Source organism: Corynebacterium genitalium ATCC 33030 (assembly GCF_000143825.1).
Taxonomy (GTDB): domain Bacteria; phylum Actinomycetota; class Actinomycetes; order Mycobacteriales; family Mycobacteriaceae; genus Corynebacterium; species Corynebacterium genitalium.
Genome location: NZ_CM000961.1, coordinates 2,256,652 through 2,283,430 on the forward strand (window position 1 = coordinate 2,256,652; position 26,779 = coordinate 2,283,430).

Here is a 26,779-nt window from a genome sequence, read left to right on the forward strand (position 1 = left end):
GAGCACGGTCCCGCTGTGTCAACTTTTCCGCACGGCGCGTTCTGGCCAGCCCTCTGGCTCTGGCTGGCAGGTGGGGCACCACCAGATCACGCGCTCTAGGTCACCCGCACCGCCGAGGAATCCGTTTTTGATCAAGGTGGCGCAGCGCCGGCAGGGCTTGTTGTTTCGGCCGAAGACGTAAGCCGTCTCCCCGGCCCGTTTCACCCCGGTGGAGACGCGTTTGACCTCCTCTTTGTTCGTCCACATGAGGCGGCGGGAGATATCGATGATCGACCGAACCTTCTCCTCCCCCAACTCCCCAACGGTGCGGGCGGGGTGGACGCCGGCGAGGAAGCAGATCTCGGCGCGGTATTCGTTGCCAATTCCCGCGACACGGTATTGGTCCATCAGCGCGCGCCCGATCTCTCTTTCCGGTGCGGCGAGAATGCGTCGATAAGCCTCCGCAGAATCGAAGTCTTCCGCGAGCATGTCTGGGCCGAGATAGCCCATCTCTTCCTCGTACGCGACGGCAGGGAAGACGTCGACAAGACCGAGGGAATGGCCGACCAGCTCGATATCGCCGGCCGCATCCGCAAGCTGGAGCACGACTCGAGCTGTGTGACCAGGCTTCTTCCAGCGACTGCCCGCGCGGTGAACGGACCAGGTTCCCTCCATCTTGAGGTGGGTGTGCAGTATCTCGGGCTCGTAGCCGTCCGCGCCGAACTGCATGAACAAGTGCTTACCGTAGGGCCAGACGCGCTCGACGGTCATGCCGGTGAAGTCGACGGTGGCAAAGCGGGGAACGCGCAGAGAGCACTTGGTCACCTCGCGGCCGGTCATGAACTGCAGCCGTTTGGACAGCTGGTAGACGGAATCACCCTCGGGCATCTGTGTCCTCCTCGTCAGACGGGTCGTCGAAGCTGAGGTCGTCCAGCTCCATCGACTTGATCGCGTCGGTCACCGTCCGGCCACGGCGCTTCGGCGAAGCAACCGTTCTGCCGCCGATCTTCGCGCCCTTCGGTGAACCGGCCGCACCGTACTCTTTCAGGGTGAACGCGGGCCCGCCGTTGAGCTTTTCGACGGTCAACGGCGTCATCCGCCCCTGCCCCACAACATCGGCGAGCGCCCCGACGACCATGCGTAGAAGCTCCGCGTCCCTTTCGCCGTGAGCGACGACCCCTTCGGGGAAGCCGTCGAAAAAAGTGGTCATGGTCTTGCCGCCACGGGTGATGTGGGCGGCGAGGAGGCCGTCGATAAGCACGACGAGCGCGCCGGCAGTCCGTGTCGGCCCTGACTCGGGCCACGGTAACGCTGCGCCGTAGGGGTTCGCGGGGTCGGTGGCGGCAAGCACGTAGACCTTCGGTTCCTTGGTGCCGGACGGCCAGCCGACGAGGTCATCTGAGTCCTGGTGCCCGCGCAAACGGTCGATCGTGGCTGGCGTGGAGAATTGCGCGGCGCCGAGCCCTTCGACGAGGTAGCCGCGCATGGCTTTGCCGGACTCCTCGAAACCGGAGAGCGTCTTATAGGCCAGGGCGAAACCGCCGGGGATGTCCTCGGAGACGATGCTGCCGCGGGTGACCACGCCGTAACGGTCAAGCCACGCTTCACCGTGCGCCAGCGAACGTTGCGTCGGATCAGTGTCAGGCGTTGGTGTCGCAGCCCAGCGCCCGGTCATGTCCGGCGGAGTCACGGTGGTGAAGGTGGTGCGCCCAGAGCGGATTCTGCTTCTCGACGGCCGCCGCTTCGCCCTGTGCGCCGTCTTCCCATGCTTACCGCCGGCGAGGCGAGCACGGATCGGAGCGAACGAGTCAGGTGCGATCAGACCCGCCTCGACGAGATCCCACACGGACTCGCGGAGCTCGTCGGTGGTCGCGCTGCGCGCACCACCGACACCATCCAACAAGTCAGTGAACAGGTAGCCGCCGCCGGCGCGGATCTTGTCCATCACCTGCTGCTGGGTGAGACTGAGCAAGGGTTCTTCCGGGATCGGCATGAGTTGGGCGGCGTAGTCGGCGGGCAGCAGCATGATCCACGGGTCGCGTGCGCCGGCCTTGCCAGCCCCGACGATGACGACTTCGCCGCCCAGCGTCAGCTCATCGAGCATCTCCGGGGAGTAGTCGCCCACGCGCGACGGGAGGATCATGGACTCCCACGCGCTGGCAGGAAGGCGGACGCCAGCGAGCTGCTCAATGACCGAATACACGCCGTCCGCACCGCGCAACGGCGGCCGCGTGCCGGCAGGGGCGATGTTGAGCCAGGCCGGCATGAACCGGCCGAGCGCCGATTGTGAGACCGGGCGAGTCTGCGCGCGGGCAGCGGCGAGCGACCGGGTGCGCACGATGCGCAGAACCTCGGCGGCCATGTACTCCTGCTCGTCAACACCCTGGCGGTAGCGGCCTTCAATGACCTTGTCGGCGTCAACCAGCGGGGTCAACGCCGTGTAGGCCGCACCGACCGACAGGCCGAATGCCTCAGCCAGGTCGCGGAGCGTGAACGGCCCGCGCGTGCGCACCCAGCGGCTCACCAACTGGTTCAGCGCGTCCGGGATGGTGGCCACTTGGGCGGGAATGCCGGGAGGGATCGGCACGCCGAGCCCGTCGCGAAGCAATGGCGCATCGAGTGATTGCGCCAGATGCTCGCGGCCGCCGATGCGGACCACCATGACTCGCTTTGTCAGGCTCTTTTCGAGACCTGACAAAGGAACCGAGGTATAAGTGGTCAATTCATCCAGAGGGATGGGGCCCACGATCCGCAGCGTGTCCGCGAACTGCTCGGAGGTGTCCGCCTTACCGACGCGACGAAGGGAGGCATCGACCTCTGCGATGACATCAGCGTCGAGAAGCTCGCGCAGCTCCACGGTGCCCAGCAATTTAGCTAGCAGCGACGGGTCGAGCGAGAGGGCCGCGGCGCGCTTTTCCGCCAGCGGGGTGTCGCCTTCGTACATGAACGCGCCGGTGTAGTTGAACAGCAACGACGAGGCGAAGGGGCTCGGCTGATCCGTGGTCACCTCAGCGACGCGGATGCGGCGGGTAGCCAGCTGGCGCATCACGTCCTGCAGCGCCGGCAAATCGTAGACATCCTGCAAACACTCGCGGACTGTCTCGAGGATGATCGGGAAGGACGGGTAGTTGCGGGCGACGTCAAGAAGCTGCTCGGCGCGTTGGCGCTGCTGCCACAAAGGCGCGCGCTTGCCCGGATTGCGGCGCGGAAGAAGCAGCGCGCGGGCGGCGCACTCGCGGAACCGGGAGGCGAAGAGCGCTGAGTTGCCCACCTGCTCAGTCACGATGTCCGCGATCTCGTCTGCGTCGAAGCCGAACACTGACGCATCCGGCTCCTTCTCGCCCTGCGGCAGGCGCAGCACAATGCCGTCATCACCCGCGACAGCCTGGGCATCCATACCGGTCTCCTGCGCCACGCGCCACCCCGTCGCCAACGCCCACGCGGCATTGACCCCTTTGCCGAACGGGGTGTGCAGCACGACCCGCCAGTCCCCCACCTCATCCGTGAAGCGTTCGAGGACCAGCGTTTTCTCATCAGGGATGATGCCAGTCGCTTCCTCCTGCTCGTCGAGGTATTTCAGGAGGTTGTCGCGGGCGTACGCATCCAGGCTCGGGTCGATCTCACCGCCGCTTTTCGCTTCTCGACGAAACTCGCCAAGCGCAAGACCCAATTCATACGGCCGGCCCAAACTGTCGCCGGACCAGAACGGCAAGCGGCCGGTGTGGCCCGGCGCGGGGCTGACCTGGACCTGATCGCGCGTGATGTTCTCAATCCGCCAACTGGATGCGCCGAGTGTGAACACGTCTCCGACGCGGGATTCATAGACCATCTCCTCGTCGAGCTCCCCGACGCGGCGCGGTCCTCTTCCTCCGTCTTGATCGCTTGCGATCAAGAACACGCCGAACATACCGCGGTCTGGAATCGTGCCGGCGTTCGTGACAGCGACGCGTTGGGCTCCTGGGCGGGCTTTCAGGGTGGTGCCGTCGAGGATCGCGCGGGGACGCAATTCCGCGAAGTCGGTGGATGGATAGACGCCGACAACGAGGTCAATGACCGCGTCGAAAACTTCGCGGGCCAGGTCACGGTACGGCCAGGCGCGGGTGACGGTCTCGTACCAGTCGTCGACTTCGAGGTCCTCCACCGCGACAGCGGCGACGGTCTGCTGTGCGAGCACGTCAAGCGGGCTTTTCGGGGTGTGCAGCTCCTCGATCAGGCCCTCACGCATACGGGGCACGGTGACCGCTGTTTGGACGAGATCGGAACGGTGCTTTGGGTAGAACGAGCCCTCTGACACGGCTCCGACGGAGTGCCCGGCGCGACCGACGCGCTGCAGCCCCGAGGCCACCGACGGAGGGGATTCGACCTGGACGACCAGGTCCACCGCACCCATGTCGATGCCGAGCTCGAGCGAACTCGTAGACACCACTGCCTTGAGGGTGCCTTCCTTCAGGGCAGTCTCCGTGGTCACGCGCTCTTCTTTGGACACGCTGCCGTGGTGGGCGCGGGCGATCACTGGCGCGGCTTTGCCTGCCAAGTCGGTCGCCTTCATCAGTTGCGCTGGTGGGCGCCGAAGTTCCGGGCTGAGTGCTTCCGGGTCGTGCTCCGCCGCCCAGATCTCGTTGAGGCGGCTGGTCAGGCGCTCCGCGGTCCGGCGCGCGTTGACGAACACGATCGTCGAGCGATGCGCCATGATCTCCCGGTACAACTGCGCCTCGATGTGCGGCCAGATGGACGATTGGCCCGGAGTTGGCGGCGGGGCGAGGTCGAAGTCAATGACATCTTCGGCTGTCGGAGTGACATCGATAACCGCATCCCCGATCGGGGATCCCTCTTCGGGCACCGGCAGGTCACTCATGTCCTCAACGGGCACGTGGACGTCGAGCTTCCACTTCTTCTCCGCGGGCGGGTTGACGATGGTTGTGCGCTCCCCCAGGAAATTCGCCACCGCGTCGAGCGGCCGGACGGTTGCCGAGAGACCAATGCGCTGGAAATTCCCGGCAAGGCGGCGCAGCCGCTCCAGCGACAGCGCCAAGTGCACACCGCGTTTCGTGCCGGCAAGCGCGTGGATTTCATCGATGATCACGGTATCGACGGTTTTCAGAATCCCCGCCGACTTGCTGGTCAGCATCAAGTACAGGCTTTCCGGCGTAGTGATGAGGATGTCCGGAGGTTTGCGGGCCTGCCGGTTGCGTTCAGACTGCGGAGTATCCCCCGAGCGCACCGCGACGGAAACGTCCGGCATGTCCAGACCCATCCGCTGGGCTACGCGAGCGATACCGGTGAGCGGCGCGCGGAGGTTGTTCTCCACGTCCACACCGAGCGCTTTCAGCGGAGAGATATAGAGGACGCGCACGCCGTCGCGCGTCCCCTCAGTGCTGCGCTGCGACGCCGCGTTTTCAGTGAAGTGGAGCGATTGCTGCCCCGCGCGACCCACCATCTGATTGAGGGACCATAGGAAGGCGGCGAGCGTCTTACCTGAACCGGTCGGGGCGACCACGAGGGTGTTCTCCCCCTCCGAAATCGACCGCCACGCCTGGTCCTGGACTGCAGTCGGCCCCGCGAAGACCTCTTCGAACCAGGTGGCTACCTGGGGGTGGAAGCGGTCGAGGACGTTCGCGGGCATGGGATCACTTTAGCCCGGCAGCACTTCACACTTAACTTCACACTACATAACACCTGTGTGAAGTTAAGTGTGAAGTTGAGTGCTATGTCGACCGCCGGGACAGCCGGTAGCGCTGACGTGGCGAGCGGACCGGCTCAGTAGCTTCAACAGTGCCGGAGTTGATGAGCTGCTTAACAGCACCAGTGACCGCGCTACGGCTCAAGCCTGTTTCGGCGACCAGCTCCGCCGCTGACCACGATTCCCTCTGAGTAAACAGGTCGTGCACTCTATCCGAAGCGGTGACGTGGCGTTCCTGGGGTGCCACGCGTCGCTTCCTGAAGATCACTGTGAAATCAGTGATCCTGTTGATGAACTCTGGTGGCGCCATTAGTGCTTCCTGCAGCGCTCGGTTCATCGTTGCAATGCCTGAACCGCGGTTTTCCGCAACCGGGCCACCACCGTCGAAAGTCAGATCTTCAAGGAAAGACGCCAGCCTTTGGTTACGAGATGAACTAACGCCTGCGTCCCCGAGATTCTCCACGGTCACACCGCCGTAAAGCCCACCAGGACTCGTAATCTCCAACCGGTCCACGAACATATTGATTTGCACCTGACCCCCCTGCGCACTTGGGGAGTAATCGCGGTGCATGAGGGCGTTCACCAGCGCTTCCCTCACAGCCACCAGCGGATAATCAGGCACATCGGTGCGGTAGACCTCCCCAATCACGCTTGCAGTTCGCATATTCTTCTCGACGGCTGCCACACCAGCTTCGACGAGTTCCGGAATTGTTCCGGCGAATGTAGCACTATCCAGCAACCGCGCTCCGGTTGTGACATCGCCCTTACCTGTTCCGGGGAACAAGCCGAAGGTCACAGTGAGACGGGGAAAGAATTGTTGCGGATAATCCCCCATGGTGAGCAAAGATGCGAGCGTGGGATGGTCCCCATCGAGAATTTTGAGTCGCCGAAGTGCCTTTTCTTCCCCATCGGCAAATGTCTTCGGGCGCTGCTTTCTCTGCACTTTGAGAAAACCTGACAATTCAGGTTCCGACAAATCGTCTACAAACGCTTCAGCGACTGGCTGTTCATCCCACTTTGGTGGAACCTCTTCCTCAAGAAGCCGGTCGACCTCGTACTTGCTCAGCCGTCTCTCGCTGTCACCTGAGCGGATGTAGGATCCGTTGTACCGCCCCTGACTTGTGACGTAACAGGGTTTATCCTCGCGGTTCAGTTCTGATATCTCAGCGACGAGAACAGGCGCATCATCAATGTGGTGTATGTCAACAACCGGACGGACCGGAGGCGTGAGTTCGTCGCATCGCGACACGAGCGCGTCGCGCTCCTTGACGGGATCAAAACCCACGACTGGCTGAAAACCGTCAACCTCACTCAAACCCACAATAAGGATCCCGTTGCCAGAGTTAGAGAATGCGCTGAGCGTCTCACGAATGTTTTTGCCCACCCCACTCTTGATTTCGACGGCTTGGCCTTCCGCCCCGATCACGCGCAGATCTGCAATGAGCGCGTCTACCTCATCCTTATTCACGGAAATCACCTCAGACTCTCCAACTTCACACTCAACATAACACTACATAACACTTGTGTGAAGATAAGTGTGAAGTTGAGTGTTAAGTTCCCCGGCGACCACGACCCGGCACGGCGCGCGCGCACTGGCGGTATAGCGGTATGGTTTGAACCATGACGGCAACGTACTCGGACTCACGGTTGACTAACCTGATTGCTCTTGGCACCGGCGAAATCCTCAAAGGCATCCGCGGTGTCGGGCTGTTGCGCGGACGCGAGCTCGGGGAAGCCGGCGATGACCTTGCTCAGAACTGGATTGCCCGGGTCCTAGAGCAGCACCGCCCGGATGACGGTTTCCTGTCCGAAGAAGCAGTGGATGATCTTTCCCGTCTGGAGAACAACCGCGTGTGGATCGTGGATCCGCTCGACGGAACAAAAGAGTTCGCGACCGGCCGCCAGGACTGGGCAGTGCACATCGCCCTCGTCGAGGACGGGGTACCCACGCACGCGGCTGTCGGCCTGCCGGACCTGGGCGTGGTGTTCAAGTCCTCCGATGTCCGCCACGTTGCCGGCCCGCTGTCCCGCAAGATTGCGCTGTCCCACAACCGTCCGCCGGCTGTCGCCCGTTTCATCGCGGACAAGCTCGGTTTTGGCGCTGAAGGTATCGGTTCGGCCGGTGCGAAGGCGATGCACGTGCTGCTCGGTGATTATGACGCCTACATTCACGCCGGCGGCCAGTACGAGTGGGACCAGGCGGCGCCGGTGGGTGTCGCTAAGGCAGCAGGCCTGCATGCTTCGCGTCTCGACGGCTCCGAGATCCGCTTCAATAACCAAGACACCTACATTCCGGACTTGCTCATTTGCCGCCCCGAGCTTGCCGACGATATTCTCTCCCACGCCGCCACTTACCTCGAAGAGAATGGCAGTTACGAGGGCATCGCAAAGTGACAGATTCCATTAACACCAATAGCGCTATCAACACACCGTACGAGGACCTCCTCCGCGAGATCCTCGACACTGGTGTTGCCAAAGAAGACCGCACGGGCACAGGCACGGTCAGTGTCTTTGGCAAGCAGCTGCGCTACGACCTGTCGGACTCATTCCCGCTCCTGACCACCAAGAAGGTCTACTTCAAGGGTGTTGTCGGGGAGCTGCTGTGGTTCCTCAAGGGCGACTCGAATGTGAAGTGGCTGCAGGACAACGGCATCCGCATCTGGAACGAGTGGGCGAATGACAACGGCGAGCTCGGCCCTGTCTACGGTGTGCAGTGGCGTTCCTGGCCCACGCCGGATGGCCAGCACATCGATCAGATCCAGAATGCGCTCGATTTGCTTAAACAAGACCCGGAATCGCGCCGCAACGTCGTTTCCGCGTGGAATGTCTCGGAACTGGACAAGATGGCGCTCATGCCCTGTCACCTGCTTTTCCAGCTCTATGTCGCCGATGGCAAGCTGTCCATGCAGGTCTACCAGCGTTCGGCAGACATGTTCCTGGGCGTCCCGTTCAATATCGCGTCCTATTCGCTTCTGACCCACATGTTCGCTCAGCAAGCGGGTCTTGAGGTCGGCGAGCTGATTTGGACGGGCGGCGACTGCCACATCTACAACGACCACATTGAACAGGTCAAAGAGCAGCTTTCGCGTGAGCCGCGCCCGTATCCGCAACTAGAGCTCGCCAAGGCGGAGTCCATCTTCGACTACGGCTTCGACGACATTGCGGTCACAGGCTACGACCCGCACCCGACGATCGCAGCGAAGGTCTCGGTGTAGCGATGCTCGGCGCAATCTGGGCGCAGTCTGTCGACCACATCATCGGCGATGGCGCAGACATGCCGTGGCACCTGCCGGAGGACCTCAAGCATTTCAAGGAGACCACACTTGGCAACCCCGTCATCATGGGCCGCCGCACGTGGGAATCGCTCCCCTTCAAGCCGTTGCCGAGCCGCACCAACATCATCATTTCCTCGCGTGAAGCGGACACCTGGTCGAAGGGCGCGTACGTCTACCGCGACCTGCCCGACCTCGACACCGACGCGTGGATCATCGGCGGGGCACAACTCTACGAAGCCACGCTCGACGAGGTCGACGTCATCGAGCGCACGCTTATCGACGTCTCCCTCGCCCCTGTCCTCCCCCACAATGCCGTATACGCCCCGCGGATCAGCGAGGATTTCGAGCTGGTCAGTGAATCCGACTGGCTCACCTCAGAGCGCGGCCGCGTGACCATCGAGGGCGTGGAGGAATCTCCCCTTCGCTACCGCTTCCAACGATTCAAACGAAAGGCTCAATAACGTTGGCTGCCACCCCTGAGACAACGTCCCCCGTCACCGTCTTCGCCACTTCCTGGTGCCCGTTTTGCACCAGGCTGCTCGCGGACCTGCGCTCCGCCGATGCCCCGCACGAGATCGTCGACGTCGAAGCCCCCGGCAACGAGGACGCCTCCGCCTGGGTCGAGTCCGTCAACAACGGCAACCGCGTCGTGCCCACCGTCCTCTATTCCGACGGCACCCACGCCACCAACCCACCCGCCGGCGAGGTGCTGGCGAAGATCGCCGAGCTGAACTAGCCCCCAGGCTGCAATTTTCAACGCCCACTCAAGCTCGTATTTTGCAAAATACGGGCTTTTTGAAAAATAGATGCTTAAGCTGGCACCCTAGATTGCAATCGTCCATCCTGGGAAAACAACACTACGCAAGCCTATAAGCAGCTAAAAAGGTCTTCCACAGTCACGGCTTTGGCCCGAGAAACGGGATGGTTCGTCAAGATAAGAGTTTCTTGATGCCTTCGGAGAGGATCTCTTGTGGGCTAATGTGGTGCGCCGCGTGGAGGCGCGCATAAGCCGGGGCTTGTTCGGGGTCGATGGCAACACGCTTTTCGTCGGGTGCCATGGGAGCGGTCAGAGAGGCGCCGATTACTAGGTTTGACAACCGGTAGGCAGTTCCCAACGGGTCCGGGACTCCCTCTCGCTCGAGGAGGACGCACATGCGCTCAGAAAACTCCAGGTAAGCAGGGCCCCTGGGCGCGCGCATCCCAATGACCTGACCTGCCCACCGGTGGGTCGTGAGGTGTGTGAAGAAATCTTGCATCAGGGTGGGCAGGTCGGAGGTACGGATCGAGTCCGACATCACGGGGTCGTCTGCAAGCGCTGTATCGAGGGCGAGGTCGAATAGGTCATCGACTGACTCCACGCGGGAGTATAGGCTGGCTGGAGCGACGCCGACTTGTTGAGCCACAGCTCTCATGGTGAGCGCCCTCAGCCCACCTTCGTCCAGCAACCTCGCTGATGCTCTTGCAATGTCCGCAATATCCACGGCGCGGAGACGCTGAACAGGTTTTCGGTGTTCCCAGTAACTCACCCCACCAGCCTAACCAAACATGCACCTATCCAAACTATGTTAGTTTTGGCATATGTTGGATGCCACAAACCTCCCGATCACCTTTGAGAACACTCGCCTACGCCCTCTCTCCGAACTAGATGCAGACGCGTATGCAGCCGGCAGCAAAGATGAAGCTGTTCGGCGCTTCGCCCACCTGCCCGAACCCGACTACACCCCCGAGTCCGTGCGACGGATGATCCGTGAGGAGGTCGCGACGGGCCTCTCGTCCGGCACGTTGGCCGCCCTCACACTTGCCGACGCTGAGACCGACCGGTTCGTGGGTTCCGTGGTTCTCTTTGACATCAGCCCCGCGGCTGCCGAGGTTGGGTTCTGGATTCATCCCGATGCACGAGGGGATGGACATGCCCGTCGGGGCTTGGAGCTGGCATCACGCTTCGCGCGCAGCAGTGGGCTTCAAACCTTGACGGCACGCACGCTTCCGGAGAACACGGCCTCCCAACGCTGCTTGACGACGGCGGGCTTCCGCGAGACTGGACAAGATGTAGGAACCACGCCCGCAGGGCATCGCGAGGAGTTGATCCATTACCGGCGCAATCTCGTGTCCACACCCACGTGGCCGTTGACGACAGAACGGCTTCGACTCCGCCTGCATGAGACAGACGATGCCGCATGGCTTCACGATTTGTACTCACGACCTGACGTTGCTCGTTACCTGTTGGACGAGCCATGGACTTTGGAAGTCACCCGCGACAATCTCACGGAGCGGCTATCAAAGACTGACCTCGATGGAGAGGCTGCTGCACTTGCACTGGTCATTGAGCATGACGACACCCCTATCGGAGACGTCGCACTGTGGCTCACAGATAAGGAACACCGCCAGGCGGAGATTGGGTGGGTGCTCCACCCCACGCACGGTGGACAAGGCTTTGCCAGCGAAGCCGTCCGCGCGGTACTTGCCCTCGGGTTTGATCAATACCATCTCCACCGCATCACCGCGCAGATGGATGCCCGTAACAGTGGCTCCGCGGCGCTCGCTAAGCGCGTTGGACTCCGGCTCGAAGCTCATCACGTCCAAAACTGGTTCAGCAAGGGCGAATGGACCGACACCCTCGTATACGCGCGACTAGCCTCCGAGAACACGGGCCAATGATTGGGTCGCTGATATGCGCGGGTTTCGGCCCGAACTTCCTTGGTGCCGGTCCCTGCACAACACAAAACACCTCACCTATGCATACAGGTAGAGGAGCTTTCCGTGTTCAGAAAAGTTGCGCCCCAGAGAAGAATCGAACTTCCGACACCGGCTTTAGGAGAGCCGTGCTCTATCCACTGAGCTACTGAGGCAACGAGAAGCTACGTTACCGCACCGACTTCTCGCCACGAAAGAAGCGGCCCGGATTGCCTTTGACCGGCCGCGAAAAACTACAGTCTCGCCAGTACCTGGTCGAGTGTCTCGTTGGCGGCTTGGATGGACTCTTCAGAGTCGTCTTTCAAAGCGATGGAAATGAAGGCTCCGTTCTTAACAGCAGCCAAGCTGTACAGCGGGAACTCCATTCCGTCATCGAAGACTGAATGCTGGAGCGTCGCAGCGCCCTTCTCGGCATCGGCGTTGAATGGGAGCTCTTTCTGTGTGATTTCTTGAGTTACTCCGTGCGCCTCGTAGGTGTACGAGCTGCACTTATCCTTATCCACCCCGTCATCGAAGATTCGGTAGTCGGCAATATCCGATGCCTCAGCTATGAGTGTGAAGCTGTCGATATCAAGGTCCGCCATCGTGAAGTTATCGACGTTCATGCTTGCTCGCTCTTGGCGCTAATGCCGTCTGCCTGGCGCTCCTGCTGCTGGGCAGTCTCGTCGCTTGAACTGCAACCAGCAACAGACATGAGCAGTGCGGCGGCTCCGAGAGCTTTCAGCGTGCGAGATGGGGACAGGCTCCTAGGCATCATGCGCCCAATGGTAGGTGCAGGGAACCGCATTGGCCGAGGATCTCACCCTGAAATCCGCATTAGGGCACAATCTTGTTTTCTAATTAGGCATGCCTTAGCCTTTTAAGGGTTACCCGAAACTAAGCATAGGCTTACTTATATCGAAAGGTGGATCGTGAAGTTTCCACGCACACTCGCAGCGCTGCTGTTTTCGTTCATCGCAGTGCTCGGTCTCGCCGGCTGCGCCTCCGATTCCAGCGGCAGTGACGCCGCAGGTTCCAACGGGGACGAGAAAAACGGCGAGGCAGTTCTGACCGTCACCGACGCGGCGGGCCGCACGGTCGATTTCGACAAGCAGCCGGAGCGCATCCTGCTGGCTGAAGGCCGCGGCATCTTCGCCACCTCTATCTTGCAGGACAATCCGTTTGAGAAGGTCGTGGCATACGGCGACGACTTTGAAAAGGCGGCGCCGGCCATGCGCGACAAGATCCTGGAGAAGTTCCCGGAGGCCAAGGAGCTGCCGCAGATCGGTTCCCTGCAGAAGGGCGATGTGACCGTGGAGAACCTCCTGGCACAGAAGCCGGATGTCGTTGTCATGACGCTGGACCAGAAGACGGTCGCCGAGCAGAACGGCTTCCTCACCGACATGGACGCGGTCGGCCTGAAGTACGTCTTCACCGACTTCCGCCAGGATCCGCTGAATAACACCGAGGTGTCCATGAAGCTCTTCGGCGATCTCTTCGGCAAGTCCGACCGCGCGGCAAGCTACAACAAGTTCTGGTCCGAGAAAGTCAGCGATATCACCGAGCGCGTCGACACAACGACGGAGAAGCCCAAGACCGTTGTGTGGATGGCAGCCGGCTTCAAGGACTGCTGCGCCATCGCGGGCGACGCCAACCTGGGCAAGCTCGTCGATGCGGCGGGAGGCCACAATGTCGGCCCGGAGATTCTGGGCACCGATGAAACGGAGATCACCCCGGAGAAGCTCGTCGAGGTCAACCCGGACAAGCTCGTCGTTTCCGGCGGCGAGTGGGCGCCCGACCCGCAGAAGACCGACGCGTTCAGCCATGTCGAGCTGGGCTACCAGGCCGACGAGGCAGCGGCACGCGAGTCCTTCGGCGGCCCGCTCCACGGCCCGGGTATGGAACAACTGACGGCCCCTAAGGAGGGCGATTTCTTCGCCGTCTACCATCAGTTCTACGACAGCCCGTACAACGTGTTCGCTCTCGAGGCATTCGCCAAGTGGCTCCACCCGGAGGAATTCGGGGACCTGGACCCGGCGAAGGACTTCGAGGACTTCCACGCCGAGTGGATGCCGATCGATTACAGCGGCACCTTCTTCCTCGACGGATACGAAGCCAAATAAGCGATAAGAAAAGAGCTCAATGACCACACGCGTAGCGCCCGACACCGAGCAAGAGAAGGATTCGCCGGACCGTGGGATTGAAAGTTACCGTCGCCGCGGCCGTCGTAAAGCAATCGCAATTGCTCTCCTGATCCTCGGTGCGATCGCGAGCTTCCTCGTCGCGGTTGTCGTTGGGCCCATCGATCTTTCGCTTAGCGACGTCTTCCGCGCCGTCTTTGACCCCGATTCCGTCGACCAGCAGACTGAGACCGTCGTGCGCACTCTCCGCCTCCCGGCGGCGGTGATGGCGGTGCTCGTCGGCGCGTCGTTGGGGCTGTCCGGCGCGCAAATGCAGACGATCCTGGACAACCCGTTGGCGGAGCCGTTCACCCTCGGCATCTCAGCCGCGGCTGCTCTCGGCGCGGCGGTGTCCATCGTGATGGGCTGGACGCTCATCCTGAACGCGCAGCTCAACCTCGCGCTCACCGCGGCGCTCTCCGCTCTCTTCGCGGTGCTGATCATCGCGGGCGCGGCGATCTGGCGCGGTGCGAACGCGGAATCGATGATTCTGCTCGGCATCGCCCTGTCCTTCTTCTTCCAGGCGGTGCTCTCCCTGCTGCAATACGTGGCTTCCAATGAGGCGCTCCAGCAGATCGTGTTCTGGACGATGGGCTCGATGCAGCGCGCGTCGTGGACGGCGAATATCGTGATCGCCGTCGTGCTCGCTCTGGCGATCCCCTTCTGTGTGGTCAACTCGTGGCGGCTCACCGCGCTGCGGCTTGGCGACGACCGTGCGGCGGCGCTCGGCATCAACGTGCAGCGCCTGCGCGTGACCACCCTGATCGTCGCTTCGCTGCTGGCGTCCGCGTCTGTGGCGTTCACCGGCATCATCGGTTTCATCGGCCTGGTCGGCCCGCACATCGCACGCATGATCGTCGGCGAAGACCAGAAATTCTTCCTCCCCGGCGCGACCGCTGCCGGCGCCATGCTCATGAGCCTCGCGTACGCAGTGTCGCTCTCGATCATTCCCGGCGTGGCCATTCCACTGGGAATCATTACCTCGCTCGTCGGCGTACCGTTCTTCGTGTTCCTGATCTTCACCCGCTCGCGTGGAAGGAGTGCTTAAGCCCCCATGGCCATCAGCGCAACAAATCTCACCGTGCGGTACGGCCGGACGACGATCATCGACGACATGACGTTCGGCCCGCTCGACGACGGCAAGATCACCGGCCTCATCGGCCCGAACGGCGCCGGCAAATCGACGCTCGTGAAAACGCTCGCCGGCATCAACAAGCCGTCCGAGGGCAGCGCGGACATCGTCGTTGACGGCCGCACGTTGAGCGCCAAGGAGCGCGTCCAAGCCGTCGGCTACGTGCCGCAGGACATGCTCTCGCGCGCAACACTCACCGCTTTCGAGTCCGTCATGGTCTCCGCGCGACGCCGCGGCGAAGGCACCAACAACGCACTGGAGAACACGGCGGCGGTCATGCACCGCCTGGGTATCACGAAGCTGTCCGACCGCATGATTTCCGACATGTCCGGCGGCCAGCGCCAGCTCGTCGCCGTCGCGCAGATGCTCGTGCGCTCACCGCGCATCATGCTTCTCGACGAGCCCACCTCCGCCCTCGACCTGCGCCACCAGGTGGAACTGCTGCAGATCATCCAGGACGAGGTCCGCGGCGACGACCGCCAGGCGCTCGTGGCGCTCCACGACCTGAACCTGGCGGCCCGCTTCTGCGACGAGCTACTGGTGATCAAGGACGGGCACGCCATCGCCAAGGGCACCCCGGCAGAAGTGCTCACCCCCGAGCTTCTCGAGCGCGTTTACGGCATTTCCGCCCGCATCATCAACGACGCCGGCGTGCCGATCGTCTGCCCAGTACTGCGTCTCCCCCGCCACGAAACACCGACCGACGCCGGCCCGATGGGCCCCATCGCGGTGAATGTGGAAGACGCGGATCCCGACGTTATCGACGCCATCACCTCGGCGCGTGCCTAGACTGTCTGCATGACTGGATACCTGGCCCCCACCAAGAAAGTTCGGGTCGCGGACCTGAGGCAGAAGAAGCTCGACGGCGAGAAGTGGGCGATGCTCACCGCCTACGACTACTCCACCGCCCGCGTCTTCGCGGAAGCCGGCATCGAATGCATGCTCGTCGGCGACTCCGCCGCCAATGTCGTCTACGGCTACGAGACCACCAACCAAGTCTCGGTCAACGAGATGACCTACCTAGCCGCAGCCGTCGTGCGCGGCGCCGGTAACGCGCTCGTTGTGGCCGACCTCCCCTTCGGCAGCTATGAAGCTTCCGACGAGCAAGCCGTGCGCACCGCCACCGAGATGATCCGCCGCAGCGGCGCCCACATGGTCAAACTCGAGGGCGGTGTCCGCATCGCGCCGCGCATCAAGGCGCTCAAGGACGCCGGTCTCGCAGTGTGCGCCCATGTGGGCTTCACCCCTCAGTCCGTGGACAATTTGAGCGGCTTCAAGGTCCAGGGCCGCGATGACAGCGCCGACCAGCTCTGGGCCGACACCAACGCGGTCGTCGAAGCGGGCGCGGACATGGTCGTTTTCGAGATGGTCCCGGCTGAGCTGGCCGAGGAGATCACCGCCAATTGCCCCGTTCCCACCATCGGCATCGGCGCTGGCCCGGACACGGATGCGCAAGTGCTGGTCTGGCACGATTTGGCCGATTTCCCAGCACGCGGCCACCGCGCGCGTTTCGTGCGCCAGTTCGGTGCGGTCGGCGAGGCGCTCGGCGCAGCCGCGGCAGATTACAAGCGCGCCGTCCACGAGGGCGAATTCCCCGCGGACGAACACACCTTTTAGCGCCTAGACCTGAATTTCAGCGTTGTCGATGAGGCGGGTCTGCCCCACCTTGGCGGCGACGAGCAGGCGTGCGGGGCCGGTGTAACCATCGGGCAGTTCTTCCAGTTCCGGCGTGGCCACGGCGAGGTAGTCGAGGTCGACGTCGTCGGCGGACTCGAGAACCGCCAGGGCCCCGTCATAGCTGCCCGCCGCCAGGGCGCGCGACAACGTCAGCGCAGTGCGGTGCTCGTCCTCGCTCAGGTAGCGGTTGCGCGACGACAATGCCAGTCCGCTGTCCTCGCGGATGATTGGGCAGCCGTGCACGCGCACCGGCAGGTGCAGGTCTTCGACCATCTGGCGGATGAGAGCCAGCTGCTGGTAGTCCTTCTCACCGAAGAACGCGTCGCTGGCACCGGTGAGACAGAACAGTTTGGCCACCACAGTGAGCACACCAGCGAAATGCGTCGGGCGGGTTGTTCCTTCCAGCACCGATCCGAGCGGCCCCGGGTGGATCGTGGTGCGGGGACCGTGGGGGTACATCGTCGATACGCTCGGCGCGAAAACCGCGTCAACGCCTTCCGCCTCGAGCTTCGCGATGTCCTCCTCGAGCGTGCGCGGGTACGCGTCCAGGTCCTCCCCCGGCGCGAACTGCAGGGGGTTGACGAAGATGCTCACCACCACGGGGTTGCCCAGCTTCTGAGCCTCCCGGACGAGCGAGATATGGCCGCTGTGCAGCGCACCCATGGTGGGTACGAGGGAGACCCCGGGGGCGTCGATAAGCGCTTGCTCAAGCTCCTGCGGAGTCCTAGTCAGAGTTGTCATGCGGCTCAGCGTATCGGTTGAGTGCGTCGAGGTGGCCTTCGAGGGCCTTTTCCCCTGCCTTGGTGAGTGTCACCCACACGGTGTCCTTCGCACGGGTTGACCCGTATTCGCGGAACCTGGAGACGTAGCCGTGCTCCTCTAAGACACTGAGCTGCTTGGACAAAGTCGCGTCCGACAGATCAGTGATATCCCGCAGCCGCGAGAACTTCATTTCGCGGCGCGTCGTGCCCTCCGTCGCACCTCCAGCGCGCAGTGCCGCGCAGATCTTCAGCCGGTTGAGGGGATGAATAACTGGGTCGATCAATGGTATTTCCTCCACGTCAGGCCGTAACCCGCAATCATCGCTGCGGCGGCAATGATTCCCACGACGATGCCGACCGCCGTGTTTCCGTCCGGGTAATGGTCGGCATAGACCTGCATCCCGATATACGCGATCGTGTAGAGCACGATGAACGTGAAGAAGCGCTTCCAGCTCCATGTGTTCTCTTCCGACTGCACGTCCTGCTTCATTGCTGTGCGGACAGTCCGCTTGCTGCCAAAATCAAGCACGATCATGAGAACTAGCGAAACGAGAAAGACAAGCAGTCCCCACACGTATCCGGCCACCATGATGCCGACACCGAGACCGAAGGTCAGCCCCGCGGCAGTCACCATGCCCCACGGGATCGGCACCTGCGCGGCGCGCGCCTCAATATCGCGGACGGCCGCGAGCGATTTATTCACCTCTGTCACATTCATTGCATCTCCCTTGTTTTCCACATAAGAAAGCATGACACTTTCCAGACTAGAAAACAAGTGGAAAATTGAGGCTTCGACGTTTGCGCTGGCTACTTGTTATTCATGTTGCTAATGTTTTGATTGTGACTACTAACGATTTCTCCCGCCGCCGCTTCCTGAGCCGAGCATCCGCCCTCGCCCTGCTCGGCGCCGCCGGAGTCTCCCGCCTCCCGTCCGCCGACGCCCAGGGCCGCCGCCCTGTAGGAACGGTGGTGGACTACGCCGCTGGTGTTCCGTCGGGACGCTCTGTGCGTGCGGCCGGCCATTTGGGCGCGGTGCGCTACGTGTCCCAGCGCCGCCCCGGCGCCGACTGGATGCTGGGCAAGCCGGTCTCATTGAAGGAGACCCGCGACTTCGCCGCCAACGGGCTGTGGACCGCCTCGGTCTACCAGTTCGGTCGTGCAGAGACCGCTGACTGGCTCGGCGGCGCGGGCGCTGCAGCCACCCACGCTCCGCAGGCCATCAACCTGCACCGTGCGGCGGGCGGCCCGAACAACAAGCCCATCTACGTCGCCATTGATGACAATCCCTCCCGCGCTCAGTACGAGAACCAGATCCGCCCGTACCTGCGTGCGTTCCAGGCAGCACTTGCCACGGCGGGCCTGCGCACCGGTGTCTACGGCAACTACAACACCATTGAGTGGTGCATCAAAGATGGCATCGGCACCTACTACTGGCAGCACGACTGGGGCTCCGGCGGAAAGCTCCACCCGCGGGCGACCATTCACCAGAAAGCCAAGTGGCAAACGCATATCGACGGCCACCTCTGCGACATCAACAACGTCTACGCCGCCGACTGGGGCCAATGGCAACCGGTCGCAGCGAACAACAACCGCGCACCAGCTCCGGCTCCTGCGAAGCCTGCCCCCGTACCTCAGCCAGCACAGGGCATTCCGGGCATCCCGGATAACTCGTCCCTGCCAGACTTCTCCTCCGATCCGACTCCGCAGGGCATGTCCTCGGAGGCGCAGCGTTTCGCGCAGAACGTCAAACCGCAGGATATTGAGAACGCGGTGAACTTCGCCAAGCAGTTCATCAACTAGGCCGCGGCGGGCGACGCCGCAGGACCGCCAAGATATAGATGACATCGGCACCTTCTTCCAGCGTCAAAACCCCAGGTCGTTTTCGCGTGACGTGGCAAGGATGCAATCTAAATCTGGCCCGGATCCGGCAACGCGGAGAGGCTGCCCCACGACGGGGCAGCCTCTCTTCTTTTCGCTAGTGAACGCGTGCCGGCGAACGCTCTAGTGGTCGACCGGGGCCTCCACACCAACACCGGTCAGCGAGCGGACTTCCATCTCAGCCTGGAGTTCATCCAGGTTGTCCGGCTTGCCCACGAAGGTGCCGATGATGCCGGCCAGGAAGGCCGCCGGGATGGAGACAATGCCCGGGCTGGTCAGCGGGAACCATGCCCAGTCTGCGTTAGCGAACATTGCGGTCTCTGCCCCGGATACTGCCGGGGAGAAGAAGATGAGCACCAGCGCGACGACCAGACCGGTGTACATGGAGGCAACAGCACCGGTGGTGTTGAAGCGCTTCCAGTACAGGGAGAACAGAATGGTCGGCAGGTTCGCCGAAGCGGCGATCGCGAATGCTAGGGAGACCAGGAAGGCCACGTTCTGCTTCATGGCCAGGATGCCCAGGACGATGGCGACGATACCGATGACGACCACGGTGATGCGGGAGACGCGGACCTGCTCTTCTTCGGAGGCTTGGCCGTCGCGAAGCACGGCGTCGTAAATGTCGTGCGCGACAGACGCAGATGCCGTAATGGCCAGGCCGGCGACGACCGCGAGCACTGTCGCGAACGCGACGGCGGAGACGACCGCCATGAAGATGGAGCCACCGAGCTCGAAGGCCAGCAGCGGCGCCGCGGAGTTCGCCTTACCGGGCGCAGCGTTGATGTTGTCCGGGCCGACGAGGGCACCGGCGGCGTAACCGAGGACGAGGGTCATTAGGTAGAACGAGCCAATGAGGACGATGGCCCAGGTCACGGACTTACGTGCTTCGGTGGCCGTCGGGACGGTATAGAAGCGCATGAGCACGTGCGGCAGGCCAGCGGTACCCAGGACCAGCGAGAGACCCAGAGAGATGAAGTCGAGCTGGCTGGTCACGGAACCGCCATATTTCAGACCCGGTGCGAGAATCTCTGATGCTTCGTAGCCTTGTTCCTTGATGTACTCGGAACCGGCGTGCATGTCGATGGCGCGGTCGAACAGCGCGTTCATGCCGCCCTTGACGGCAACGAAGCAGAGGATCGTCATGATGGCCACGGCGCCGACCAGAAGGACGGCCTTGATCATCTGCACGTAGGTGGTGCCCTTCATACCGCCGATGAGGACGTAGGCGATCATGATGACGCCGACGATGGCGACGCAGATGGCCTGCGCACTGAAGCTGTGCAGGTTCAGCAGCACCGAGACCAGCGAGCCGGCACCGGCCATCTGGGCGATGAGGTAGAACAGCGACACGAACAGGGTGCCGAAGGCAGCTGCCACACGAACCGGCTTCTGACGCAGGCGGAAGGACAGCACGTCAGCCATGGTGAAGCGGCCGACGTTGCGCAGCGGCTCGGCAACCAGCAGCAGGGCGACCAACCATGCGACGAAGAAGCCGATGGAGTACAAGAAGCCGTCGTAACCGCTCAAAGCAATCGCGCCGACAATGCCGAGGAAGGACGCGGCAGAGAGGTAGTCGCCGGCGATGGCCAGACCGTTTTGAGTACCGGAGAACTGTGCGCCGCCGGTGTAGAAGTCGGATGCCTCGGAAGTGGTCTTGCCGGCCTTTGTCACGATCCCCATGGTGATCACGATGAACAGACCGAAGACGACAATGTTGAGGATCGGGTTGCCCGCGCCCTCTGGAGCAGCGTCCTGGGCGAGGTGAAAAACGTCGGGGTTCATGGGTTAGCCCTCCATCTCTTCACGGATCGCCGCTGCCTGCGGCTCGATGTTCTTGTTCGCGTAGACGACGTATGCCCAGGTGATGGCAAACGTGGTCACGAACTGTGCAATACCCAGCCACAGGCCCACGTTCAGGCCAAGGAAGGGCTGTGCCATGACGTCCGGCCAGAACGTCGCGAACACGACGTAGAAGATGTACCAGACAAAGAAGGCGATAGAGACCGGGAAGGTGAACGTGCGGTAGGTGCCCCGGAGCTTCTGGAACTGCTCGCTTTGCTGCATGTTCACGAAGTCCTGCGGGGTGGGCTCCCTGCGCTGCGACACCGCTGTCGAACCATTGGCCATGGCCGTGTCCTTTCATCAGTTGAGGTGATTACAACCTGCAACGAATGTAACTTAAAGCACACAAAACCGTGGGCGAATTGAACGATCTAACCGTCCATGCATCCCCGGTTACCCCCGCAAAACATGTTTACGTGCGAAAACTATTGTGGAGCTTCCACCCCCACAACGATAGGTAGTTACTGCAAGTACTTTCAGCCAGGGAAAACACGCGGATCGTTGGACTGGCGCGCCCCGACGACACCATCTAAAGAACGCACATCGTCACTGTCGAGCTCGAGGTGCACCGCCCCGAGGTTTTCCTCCAAGCGCTGCGGATCCGAGGTTTTTGGAATCACCGACACGCCGTGCGCCATGAGGTGCGCGAGCGCGACCTGCGCGGCTGTTGCCCCGCTGTCCGCATGCTTATCGACGACTCGCCGCACCACTTCCCCACCAAGCACCTCTCCCCTACCCAACGGTGCCCATGCCTCCGTAATAATGCCGTGGCGATCGTGGAAGGCACGCAGATCAGGCTGGGTGAATCCGGTGTGCATCTCCACCTGGTTGACGGCGGGGGCGACACCGGTGGCGTCGATCAGCTCGGCCAGCACTTCTTCGTAGAAGTTCGCCACCCCGACCGAACGGATCGTGCCAGCTTCACGGGCGCTGAGCAGCTGTTCGTACGCGGTAATGAACGTTTCGTTCTGCGGCCACGGCCAGTGCACCAGGAACAGGTCGAAGTAGTCGAGACCGCTCCGCGTCAGCGACTCCTCTAGAGCTTCACCGGCTCGGTGCTGGTCATCGTTCCATACCTTGGAGGTGACAAAGAGTTCTTCGCGGGTGACATCACCGGCCGCAATGGCTTCACGGAGCGTCTGGCCGAGGATGTCCTCGTTGCCGTACATCGATGCTGTGTCGAAGTGGCGGTACCCCAGCTCGATGGCGCGGCGGATGATGGGTGCCGCGTCCGGCCCGGTCAGTTTATAGGTGCCGAGGCCGATGAGGGGGAGAGATGAACCGTCGTTAAGCGTGGCGAAGGGGGCTACGGAATGTTCCATAGCCCCCTATTGTGCACGCTCACCGGGGTGAGCGTTGGGTATTAATTCGCCTCGAGGAGATCGATGACGAAGATGAGTGTGCGGCCCGACAGCGGGTGTCCGCCGCCGGCAGGCCCGTAGGCCTTCTCCGGCGGGATGGTCAGTTCGCGGCGGCCGCCAACCTTCATGCCCGGGATACCTTCTTGCCATCCCTCGATCAGGCCGGTCAGCGGGAACTCAGCGGCTTCGCCGCGGTCCCAAGACGAGTCGAACTCCTCTCCTGTCTCGTAGTCAACGCCCAAGTAGTGGACCTTGACCATGCCGCCTGCTTGAGCTTCCTCGCCCTCGCCGGAGACCAGGTCCTCAATGACCAGGTCGACCGGTGCCGGCTCGGCAGGGATGTCGATGGTGGGCTTCTCCATGGAAAAATCGCTCCTTAGCGCTGGTCGCGCGGTACGAACTCGCGCTGGGTCTCACCGGTGTAGATCTGGCGCGGGCGGTTGATCTTCGTGTTCATCGCCAACTGCTCACGGTAGTGGGCAATCCAGCCCGGCAGGCGGCCGATGGCGAACAGGACGGTGAAGAAGTCCGTCGGGAAGCCCATGGCGCGGTAAATCAGGCCGGTGTAGAAGTCGACGTTCGGGTACAGCTTGCGCTCGACGAAGTAGTCATCCTTCAGGGCGATCTCTTCGAGCTCCATAGCCAGGTCCAGCAGGTGGTCGCCGCCGAGGTGGTTGAGCACCTCGTGTGCGGATTCCTTGACGATGGCTGCGCGCGGGTCGTAGTTCTTGTACACGCGGTGGCCGAAGCCCATGAGGCGGACGCCTTTTTCCTTGTTCTTCACGCGGTTCATGAATTCGGTTGCGTCGCCGCCGTTGTTCTTCTCGATGTCCTCGAGCATCTCCAGGACAGCCTGGTTAGCGCCGCCGTGCAGCGGGCCAGCCAGGGCGTTGATGCCGCCGGCGATAGACACGAACATGTTGGCCTGCGCAGAACCGATCATGCGGACCGTGGAGGTGGAGCAGTTCTGCTCGTGGTCGGCGTGGAGGATGAGCAGCTTGTCCAGTGCGTCGACGACGACCGGGTCAACCTCATATGGCTCGGTCGGGTAACCGAACATCATGCGCAGGAAGTTCTCGCGCGGGTTCAGGGCGTTGTTCGGGTACATGTACGGCTTACCCTGGGATGCGCGGTAGGCGTATGCAGCCAGCATCGGCACCTTCGCCATCAGGCGGACCGTGGCCTTGTTCAGCTGCTCTTCGTTCAGCGGGTCGAGCTGGTCCTGGTAGTAAGCGGAGAGAATGTTCACCGAAGACGCCAGCACAGCCATCGGGTGAGCGTTGCGCGGGAAGACGTTGAACGCGGCCTTGAAGTCCTCGTCGAGCAGCGTATGGTGGCGGATGTCGTCGCTGAATGCGTCGAGCTCGTCCTGCGTCGGCAGCTCACCGTTGATCAGCAGGTAAGACACCTCGTTGAAGGTGGCGTTATTGGCCAGGTCAGCGATGTCGTAGCCGCGGTAACGCAGAATGCCGGCATCACCGTCGATGTAGGTGATCTTGGACTCGGTCGAGCCGGTGGAGACGTAGCCCGGATCGAAGGTCACTAGTCCCGTTTCGCCCAGGAGGTTGCCTAGGACGAAGCCGTCGTTGCCCTCGGTTGCGGGCATGAGGTCCATCTCATACTCGCCCCCGGGGTAGTGAAGCACTGCCTTGTTGTTGTCAGTAGCCACGTGTCGAACCTTTCAAAAGAGTCGTTGGGCGGTGTGCCCCCGCGCTGGCCTGCAGGTTCTCCCCGACAGACGGTGCACATCGGATCACACCGAAATTGACATGAGCTAACTCTATCAGCAGATGTGACCATGCAGACACCGTTTCGGTTCGATAGAGCGCACCACAGTATTGTTGTGAGTGCAGTTTCCAGTTTGAATCTTAAAAGGGGCACCCATGACCGATTACCCAACACTTCCCGCGGACCTTGTGCCGGAGGACGGCCGTTTCGGATGCGGCCCTTCGAAGGTGCGCCGAACTCAGCTCGATGCGATTGCGGACGGCGCCCACATCATTGGCACCTCCCACCGCCAGCCGGGCGTGAAGGACGTGGTTGGTGAGGTGCGCGAGGGACTGTCCCAGCTGTTTTCCCTGCCGGAGGGCTACGAGATCGTGCTGTCGCTCGGTGGCGCGACCGCCTTTTGGGATGCAGCTACTTTCGGTCTGATCGAGAACAAGTCCGCTCACCTGAGCTACGGCGAGTTCTCCTCGAAGTTCGCCAAGGCCTCCAAGCAGGCTCCGTGGCTGGAGGAGCCGGCGGTCATTGAGGCCGAGCCAGGCAGCGCTCCGGACCCGTCCGCGCTGGACGGCATCGACGCAGATGTTGTTGCGTGGGCGCACAATGAGACGTCGACAGGCGCCATGGTGCCCGTCACCCGCCCCAACACTGACGCGCTGGTGCTTATCGACGCCACGTCCGGCTCCGGCGGCCTCCCCGTCGACATGACCAACGCTGACGCCTACTACTTCTCCCCCCAGAAGTGCTTCGCGTCCGACGGTGGCCTGTGGTTCGCCGCAATGAGTCCCGCAGCACTTGAGCGCATCGCGAAGATCAAGGAGTCCGGCCGCTTCATCCCGGCCTTCCTGGACCTGCAGACAGCCGTGGACAATTCGCGGAAGAACCAGACGTACAACACCCCGGCTGTGGCCACGCTGTTGATGATGGCCGACCAGGTCAAGTGGATGAATGACAACGGCGGCTTGGACGGCATGGTGGAGCGCACCAAGGCCAACTCCCAGGCCCTGTACTCCTGGGCTGAGAATCACGCGCACGCCACACCGTTCGTCACCGAAACCGAGAAGCGCTCCTACGTCGTGGGCACGATCGACTTTGATGACTCTATCGATGCTGCCGAGCTGGCCAAGGCTCTGCGCGCCAACGGTGTCATCGACACGGAGCCATACCGCAAGCTGGGCCGCAACCAGCTGCGCATCGGCATGTTCCCGGCTGTGGACACCGCCGACGTGGAGAAGCTGACCAGCGCCATCGACTTCTTGCTCGAGCAGGGCGTCGGCGTCAAGTAGTCTCTTTGGGAGCGCCGTCGGGCGACTGTGCAACGCTCCGACGGCGCTTAGTACCACAATTTTCACTCGCGTGTCAGTTAAGCTGGTGTCTCGATTGACATCGGTGTAAGGAGACCTGATGCGCGAGCTTTTCGTTGTCGCTGAAGAATCGACTGAGACCCTGTGGGTGTTGAGCACCCACGAGGGGGAACGGTTCTGCATTCCGCGCGAGGAACTGGTCCCGCTAGCTATCCCCTCCCAACCAGTGACCGAAGGCTTCGACAGCGGTTTCGACGACGACAGCGAGAACTATGAGGTAGTCGAGGCAGAGCTTGTCGACGAACCCGCCGACTCCCCCGAACCCGAATTCACCCGCCCCACCTTCACGGTGTACTCCGCCGATTCCATCGTGGAGCCAGCGGATGCGCAGCCAGCGGATCCGGTCAAGCAGGCCGGATCTGTCGAACCTGCTCAACCGGCCGAGCCGGCGGAACCAGAAGAGTCACAACGCACCCCCGCCGAGCCTGATCCACTCTCTACTCCCCTGTCGCTACGGCCGAAAGATATTCAAGCGCGCATTCGGGCAGGCGCTACAACGGAGGAACTCGCTGAGGAAATGGGCGTGGCAGTCAGCCGCGTGGAACCCTACGCGCACCCGGTTTTGCTTGAGAGGGCCCAGGTCGCCGAGGCTGCCCGCCAGTCCCACCCGGTTCGTGAGGACGGCCCGGCGTCGGAGACTCTTTTCGAGGTGCTCGCGCTCACCTTCGCCTCCCGTGGCCACGCTTTGGCCGAAGCTCACTGGGATGCAGTCCGCGAAGCTGGCGAACCGTGGGTCGTGCGTGTGGCGTGGCAGGCTGGCCTCCAAGAGCACCAGGCCGAATGGTACTTCCGTCGCTCCATGGCCAGCGGCGCGACGACGGAACCGCGTGACGCAGTCGCCGCCGACCTGATCGACCCATCCTTCGCGCAGCCAGTCCGTTCCCTTTCCTCTGTGGGCCACCCGGTGTACAACGCCCCGGCCGACCTCACAGAGCCGACGGTGGATCCACGCGGCTACCGCGACCACAGAGACTACGACGACTACGCCCACCAGGCCGACCTCGGCCCCGAGACGGTCCCACAACCGCACGGCGAGTACAACGTCTACAACGAGTACGACGAGCACAACGCGCAGCCCCCAGGGGCTGACCACCCGAACAGCCGCACCCAGCCCAACCTTTTCAGTGAGGGCGAGGTCCTCCAGCAACCAGACCCGCGGGACAAGCCGCAGAAGCGCCGCCGCAAGGCTGTGACCCCGCACTGGGAAGATGTGTTGTTGGGCGTGCGGACAAACACGAAGCGCCCGAAGTAG

Annotated in this window: 26 protein-coding genes and 1 tRNA gene; 12 read left to right on the top strand and 15 right to left on the bottom strand. The window is 62.5% G+C overall.

Annotated elements, in window-relative coordinates; translation table 11 throughout:
* Positions 1 to 18 precede the first annotated feature (18 nt).
* The 3 genes from HMPREF0291_RS10660 to HMPREF0291_RS10670 form a co-directional block, all read right to left on the bottom strand.
* Positions 19 to 867: a DNA-formamidopyrimidine glycosylase family protein gene (locus tag HMPREF0291_RS10660; RefSeq protein WP_005291393.1), complete on the bottom strand. Its 849-nt coding sequence runs from the start codon at positions 865 to 867 to the stop codon at positions 19 to 21.
* Positions 854 to 5,602, bottom strand: a complete 4,749-nt coding sequence (locus tag HMPREF0291_RS10665) for an ATP-dependent helicase (protein ID WP_005291395.1) — start codon at positions 5,600 to 5,602, stop codon at positions 854 to 856. Before HMPREF0291_RS10665 ends, HMPREF0291_RS10660 begins: the two co-directional genes overlap by 14 nt.
* An 82-nt stretch (positions 5,603 to 5,684) precedes the next feature.
* On the bottom strand, positions 5,685 to 7,136 hold the full coding sequence (locus tag HMPREF0291_RS10670; protein ID WP_005291397.1) for an ATP-binding protein: 1,452 nt from the start codon (positions 7,134 to 7,136) through the stop codon (positions 5,685 to 5,687).
* 143 nt (positions 7,137 to 7,279) lie between these two features.
* On the opposite strand from HMPREF0291_RS10670, the gene HMPREF0291_RS10675 reads away from it, so the two are divergent.
* From HMPREF0291_RS10675 to HMPREF0291_RS10690, 4 genes are read left to right on the top strand one after another with little or no spacing between them, the layout of a single operon-like run.
* Positions 7,280 to 8,053: a 3'(2'),5'-bisphosphate nucleotidase CysQ gene (locus HMPREF0291_RS10675; RefSeq protein ID WP_005291399.1), complete on the top strand. Its 774-nt coding sequence runs from the start codon at positions 7,280 to 7,282 to the stop codon at positions 8,051 to 8,053.
* On the top strand, positions 8,050 to 8,874 hold the full coding sequence (locus HMPREF0291_RS10680; RefSeq protein ID WP_005291402.1) for a thymidylate synthase: 825 nt from the start codon (positions 8,050 to 8,052) through the stop codon (positions 8,872 to 8,874). The genes HMPREF0291_RS10675 and HMPREF0291_RS10680 overlap by 4 nt, the downstream gene beginning before the upstream one ends.
* 2 nt (positions 8,875 to 8,876) lie before the next feature.
* The gene (locus tag HMPREF0291_RS10685; protein WP_005291404.1) at positions 8,877 to 9,395 is read left to right on the top strand and encodes a dihydrofolate reductase; all 519 of its coding nucleotides are present in this window, start codon (positions 8,877 to 8,879) and stop codon (positions 9,393 to 9,395) included.
* A 2-nt stretch (positions 9,396 to 9,397) separates the two neighbouring features.
* Complete coding sequence (locus HMPREF0291_RS10690; RefSeq protein ID WP_005291406.1) at positions 9,398 to 9,670, top strand: mycoredoxin; 273 nt, start codon at positions 9,398 to 9,400, stop codon at positions 9,668 to 9,670.
* A gap of 193 nt (positions 9,671 to 9,863) precedes the next feature.
* Here HMPREF0291_RS10690 and HMPREF0291_RS10695 read toward each other — a convergent pair whose 3' ends face one another.
* A complete protein-coding gene (locus HMPREF0291_RS10695; protein ID WP_332247646.1) occupies positions 9,864 to 10,460 on the bottom strand; it encodes a TetR/AcrR family transcriptional regulator in 597 nt (198 codons plus the stop codon).
* Between the two features lie 52 nt (positions 10,461 to 10,512).
* Between HMPREF0291_RS10695 and HMPREF0291_RS10700 the strand changes: the two genes are divergently transcribed.
* Positions 10,513 to 11,592 carry a GNAT family N-acetyltransferase gene (locus tag HMPREF0291_RS10700; protein ID WP_005291410.1) on the top strand — a complete coding sequence of 360 codons (1,080 nt, stop codon included), beginning with the start codon at positions 10,513 to 10,515 and terminating at the stop codon, positions 11,590 to 11,592.
* Positions 11,593 to 11,710: 118 nt separating this feature from the next.
* Here HMPREF0291_RS10700 and HMPREF0291_RS10705 read toward each other — a convergent pair.
* From HMPREF0291_RS10705 to HMPREF0291_RS11910, 3 genes are all read right to left on the bottom strand, one after another.
* Positions 11,711 to 11,783, bottom strand: a tRNA-Arg gene (locus HMPREF0291_RS10705).
* A 78-nt stretch (positions 11,784 to 11,861) separates the two neighbouring features.
* Positions 11,862 to 12,233, bottom strand: coding sequence for a hypothetical protein (locus tag HMPREF0291_RS10710; protein ID WP_005291412.1), 372 nt, complete (start codon positions 12,231 to 12,233; stop codon positions 11,862 to 11,864).
* Positions 12,230 to 12,385 carry a hypothetical protein gene (locus HMPREF0291_RS11910; RefSeq protein ID WP_005291414.1) on the bottom strand — a complete coding sequence of 52 codons (156 nt, stop codon included), beginning with the start codon at positions 12,383 to 12,385 and terminating at the stop codon, positions 12,230 to 12,232. Before HMPREF0291_RS11910 ends, HMPREF0291_RS10710 begins: the two co-directional genes overlap by 4 nt.
* Positions 12,386 to 12,539: 154 nt before the next feature.
* Here HMPREF0291_RS11910 and HMPREF0291_RS10715 point away from each other — a divergent pair, with 154 nt between their 5' ends.
* Genes HMPREF0291_RS10715 through panB form a run of 4 tightly spaced genes read left to right on the top strand, consistent with a single transcriptional unit; the run spans position 12,540 to position 16,536 of the window.
* Complete coding sequence (locus tag HMPREF0291_RS10715; protein WP_005291416.1) at positions 12,540 to 13,730, top strand: ABC transporter substrate-binding protein; 1,191 nt, start codon at positions 12,540 to 12,542, stop codon at positions 13,728 to 13,730.
* A 19-nt stretch (positions 13,731 to 13,749) separates the two neighbouring features.
* Positions 13,750 to 14,835, top strand: coding sequence for a FecCD family ABC transporter permease (locus HMPREF0291_RS10720; protein ID WP_005291418.1), 1,086 nt, complete (start codon positions 13,750 to 13,752; stop codon positions 14,833 to 14,835).
* A gap of 6 nt (positions 14,836 to 14,841) precedes the next feature.
* The gene (locus HMPREF0291_RS10725; protein ID WP_005291420.1) at positions 14,842 to 15,708 is read left to right on the top strand and encodes an ABC transporter ATP-binding protein; all 867 of its coding nucleotides are present in this window, start codon (positions 14,842 to 14,844) and stop codon (positions 15,706 to 15,708) included.
* A 9-nt stretch (positions 15,709 to 15,717) separates the two neighbouring features.
* The gene (gene panB / locus HMPREF0291_RS10730; protein WP_005291422.1) at positions 15,718 to 16,536 is read left to right on the top strand and encodes a 3-methyl-2-oxobutanoate hydroxymethyltransferase; all 819 of its coding nucleotides are present in this window, start codon (positions 15,718 to 15,720) and stop codon (positions 16,534 to 16,536) included.
* 3 nt (positions 16,537 to 16,539) lie between these two features.
* Here panB and panC read toward each other — a convergent pair whose 3' ends face one another.
* The 3 genes from panC to HMPREF0291_RS12105 are packed head-to-tail and all read right to left on the bottom strand — an operon-like array spanning position 16,540 to position 18,075.
* Positions 16,540 to 17,337, bottom strand: coding sequence for a pantoate--beta-alanine ligase (gene panC / locus HMPREF0291_RS10735; protein ID WP_005291427.1), 798 nt, complete (start codon positions 17,335 to 17,337; stop codon positions 16,540 to 16,542).
* The gene (locus tag HMPREF0291_RS10740) at positions 17,321 to 17,641 is read right to left on the bottom strand and encodes a transcriptional regulator (protein WP_005291429.1); all 321 of its coding nucleotides are present in this window, start codon (positions 17,639 to 17,641) and stop codon (positions 17,321 to 17,323) included. The genes panC and HMPREF0291_RS10740 overlap by 17 nt, the downstream gene beginning before the upstream one ends.
* A complete protein-coding gene (locus tag HMPREF0291_RS12105; protein ID WP_040423812.1) occupies positions 17,638 to 18,075 on the bottom strand; it encodes a hypothetical protein in 438 nt (145 codons plus the stop codon). Before HMPREF0291_RS12105 ends, HMPREF0291_RS10740 begins: the two co-directional genes overlap by 4 nt.
* Before the next feature lie 116 nt (positions 18,076 to 18,191).
* Between HMPREF0291_RS12105 and HMPREF0291_RS10750 the strand changes: the two genes are divergently transcribed.
* Entirely contained in the window at positions 18,192 to 19,157 is a 966-nt protein-coding gene (locus tag HMPREF0291_RS10750) for a DUF1906 domain-containing protein (RefSeq protein WP_005291433.1), read from the top strand.
* A gap of 201 nt (positions 19,158 to 19,358) precedes the next feature.
* Here the strand turns inward: HMPREF0291_RS10750 and HMPREF0291_RS10755 are convergent, their stop codons facing one another.
* From HMPREF0291_RS10755 to HMPREF0291_RS10775, 5 genes are all read right to left on the bottom strand, one after another.
* Positions 19,359 to 21,017, bottom strand: a complete 1,659-nt coding sequence (locus HMPREF0291_RS10755) for a solute symporter family protein (RefSeq protein ID WP_005291434.1) — start codon at positions 21,015 to 21,017, stop codon at positions 19,359 to 19,361.
* 3 nt (positions 21,018 to 21,020) lie between these two features.
* Positions 21,021 to 21,362 carry a DUF485 domain-containing protein gene (locus tag HMPREF0291_RS10760; RefSeq protein WP_005291437.1) on the bottom strand — a complete coding sequence of 114 codons (342 nt, stop codon included), beginning with the start codon at positions 21,360 to 21,362 and terminating at the stop codon, positions 21,021 to 21,023.
* A 191-nt stretch (positions 21,363 to 21,553) separates the two neighbouring features.
* On the bottom strand, positions 21,554 to 22,399 hold the full coding sequence (locus HMPREF0291_RS10765) for an aldo/keto reductase (protein ID WP_005291439.1): 846 nt from the start codon (positions 22,397 to 22,399) through the stop codon (positions 21,554 to 21,556).
* A gap of 41 nt (positions 22,400 to 22,440) precedes the next feature.
* A complete protein-coding gene (locus tag HMPREF0291_RS10770) occupies positions 22,441 to 22,800 on the bottom strand; it encodes an FKBP-type peptidyl-prolyl cis-trans isomerase (RefSeq protein ID WP_005291441.1) in 360 nt (119 codons plus the stop codon).
* 14 nt (positions 22,801 to 22,814) lie between these two features.
* A complete protein-coding gene (locus HMPREF0291_RS10775) occupies positions 22,815 to 24,107 on the bottom strand; it encodes a citrate synthase (RefSeq protein ID WP_005291444.1) in 1,293 nt (430 codons plus the stop codon).
* 214 nt (positions 24,108 to 24,321) lie between these two features.
* On the opposite strand from HMPREF0291_RS10775, the gene serC reads away from it, so the two are divergent.
* Both serC and sepH read left to right on the top strand, forming a co-directional pair.
* Positions 24,322 to 25,449: a phosphoserine transaminase gene (gene serC, locus HMPREF0291_RS10780; protein WP_005291447.1), complete on the top strand. Its 1,128-nt coding sequence runs from the start codon at positions 24,322 to 24,324 to the stop codon at positions 25,447 to 25,449.
* 118 nt (positions 25,450 to 25,567) lie between these two features.
* Positions 25,568 to 26,779 (top strand): septation protein SepH, encoded by a 1,212-nt coding sequence (gene sepH, locus HMPREF0291_RS10785; protein ID WP_005291449.1) that lies wholly within the window; start codon positions 25,568 to 25,570, stop codon positions 26,777 to 26,779.

Excerpts from the sequence above, each read along its gene's own strand:
- HMPREF0291_RS10700 (WP_005291410.1), top strand. The coding sequence starts at position 10,513 with ATGTTGGATGCCACAAACCTCCCGATCACCTTTGAGAACACTCGCCTA.
- panB (WP_005291422.1), top strand. The coding sequence starts at position 15,718 with ATGACTGGATACCTGGCCCCCACCAAGAAAGTTCGGGTCGCGGACCTG.
- HMPREF0291_RS10660 (WP_005291393.1), bottom strand. The coding sequence starts at position 867 with ATGCCCGAGGGTGATTCCGTCTACCAGCTGTCCAAACGGCTGCAGTTC.
- HMPREF0291_RS10765 (WP_005291439.1), bottom strand. The coding sequence starts at position 22,399 with ATGGAACATTCCGTAGCCCCCTTCGCCACGCTTAACGACGGTTCATCT.
- panC (WP_005291427.1), bottom strand. The coding sequence starts at position 17,337 with ATGACAACTCTGACTAGGACTCCGCAGGAGCTTGAGCAAGCGCTTATC.
- HMPREF0291_RS10685 (WP_005291404.1), top strand. The coding sequence starts at position 8,877 with ATGCTCGGCGCAATCTGGGCGCAGTCTGTCGACCACATCATCGGCGAT.
- serC (WP_005291447.1), top strand. The coding sequence starts at position 24,322 with ATGACCGATTACCCAACACTTCCCGCGGACCTTGTGCCGGAGGACGGC.
- HMPREF0291_RS10665 (WP_005291395.1), bottom strand. The coding sequence starts at position 5,602 with ATGCCCGCGAACGTCCTCGACCGCTTCCACCCCCAGGTAGCCACCTGG.
- HMPREF0291_RS10760 (WP_005291437.1), bottom strand. The coding sequence starts at position 21,362 with ATGGCCAATGGTTCGACAGCGGTGTCGCAGCGCAGGGAGCCCACCCCG.
- HMPREF0291_RS10720 (WP_005291418.1), top strand. The coding sequence starts at position 13,750 with ATGACCACACGCGTAGCGCCCGACACCGAGCAAGAGAAGGATTCGCCG.
- HMPREF0291_RS10755 (WP_005291434.1), bottom strand. The coding sequence starts at position 21,017 with ATGAACCCCGACGTTTTTCACCTCGCCCAGGACGCTGCTCCAGAGGGC.
- HMPREF0291_RS10770 (WP_005291441.1), bottom strand. The coding sequence starts at position 22,800 with ATGGAGAAGCCCACCATCGACATCCCTGCCGAGCCGGCACCGGTCGAC.
- HMPREF0291_RS10725 (WP_005291420.1), top strand. The coding sequence starts at position 14,842 with ATGGCCATCAGCGCAACAAATCTCACCGTGCGGTACGGCCGGACGACG.
- HMPREF0291_RS10710 (WP_005291412.1), bottom strand. The coding sequence starts at position 12,233 with ATGAACGTCGATAACTTCACGATGGCGGACCTTGATATCGACAGCTTC.
- sepH (WP_005291449.1), top strand. The coding sequence starts at position 25,568 with ATGCGCGAGCTTTTCGTTGTCGCTGAAGAATCGACTGAGACCCTGTGG.
- HMPREF0291_RS12105 (WP_040423812.1), bottom strand. The coding sequence starts at position 18,075 with ATGAATGTGACAGAGGTGAATAAATCGCTCGCGGCCGTCCGCGATATT.
- HMPREF0291_RS10675 (WP_005291399.1), top strand. The coding sequence starts at position 7,280 with ATGACGGCAACGTACTCGGACTCACGGTTGACTAACCTGATTGCTCTT.
- HMPREF0291_RS11910 (WP_005291414.1), bottom strand. The coding sequence starts at position 12,385 with ATGATGCCTAGGAGCCTGTCCCCATCTCGCACGCTGAAAGCTCTCGGA.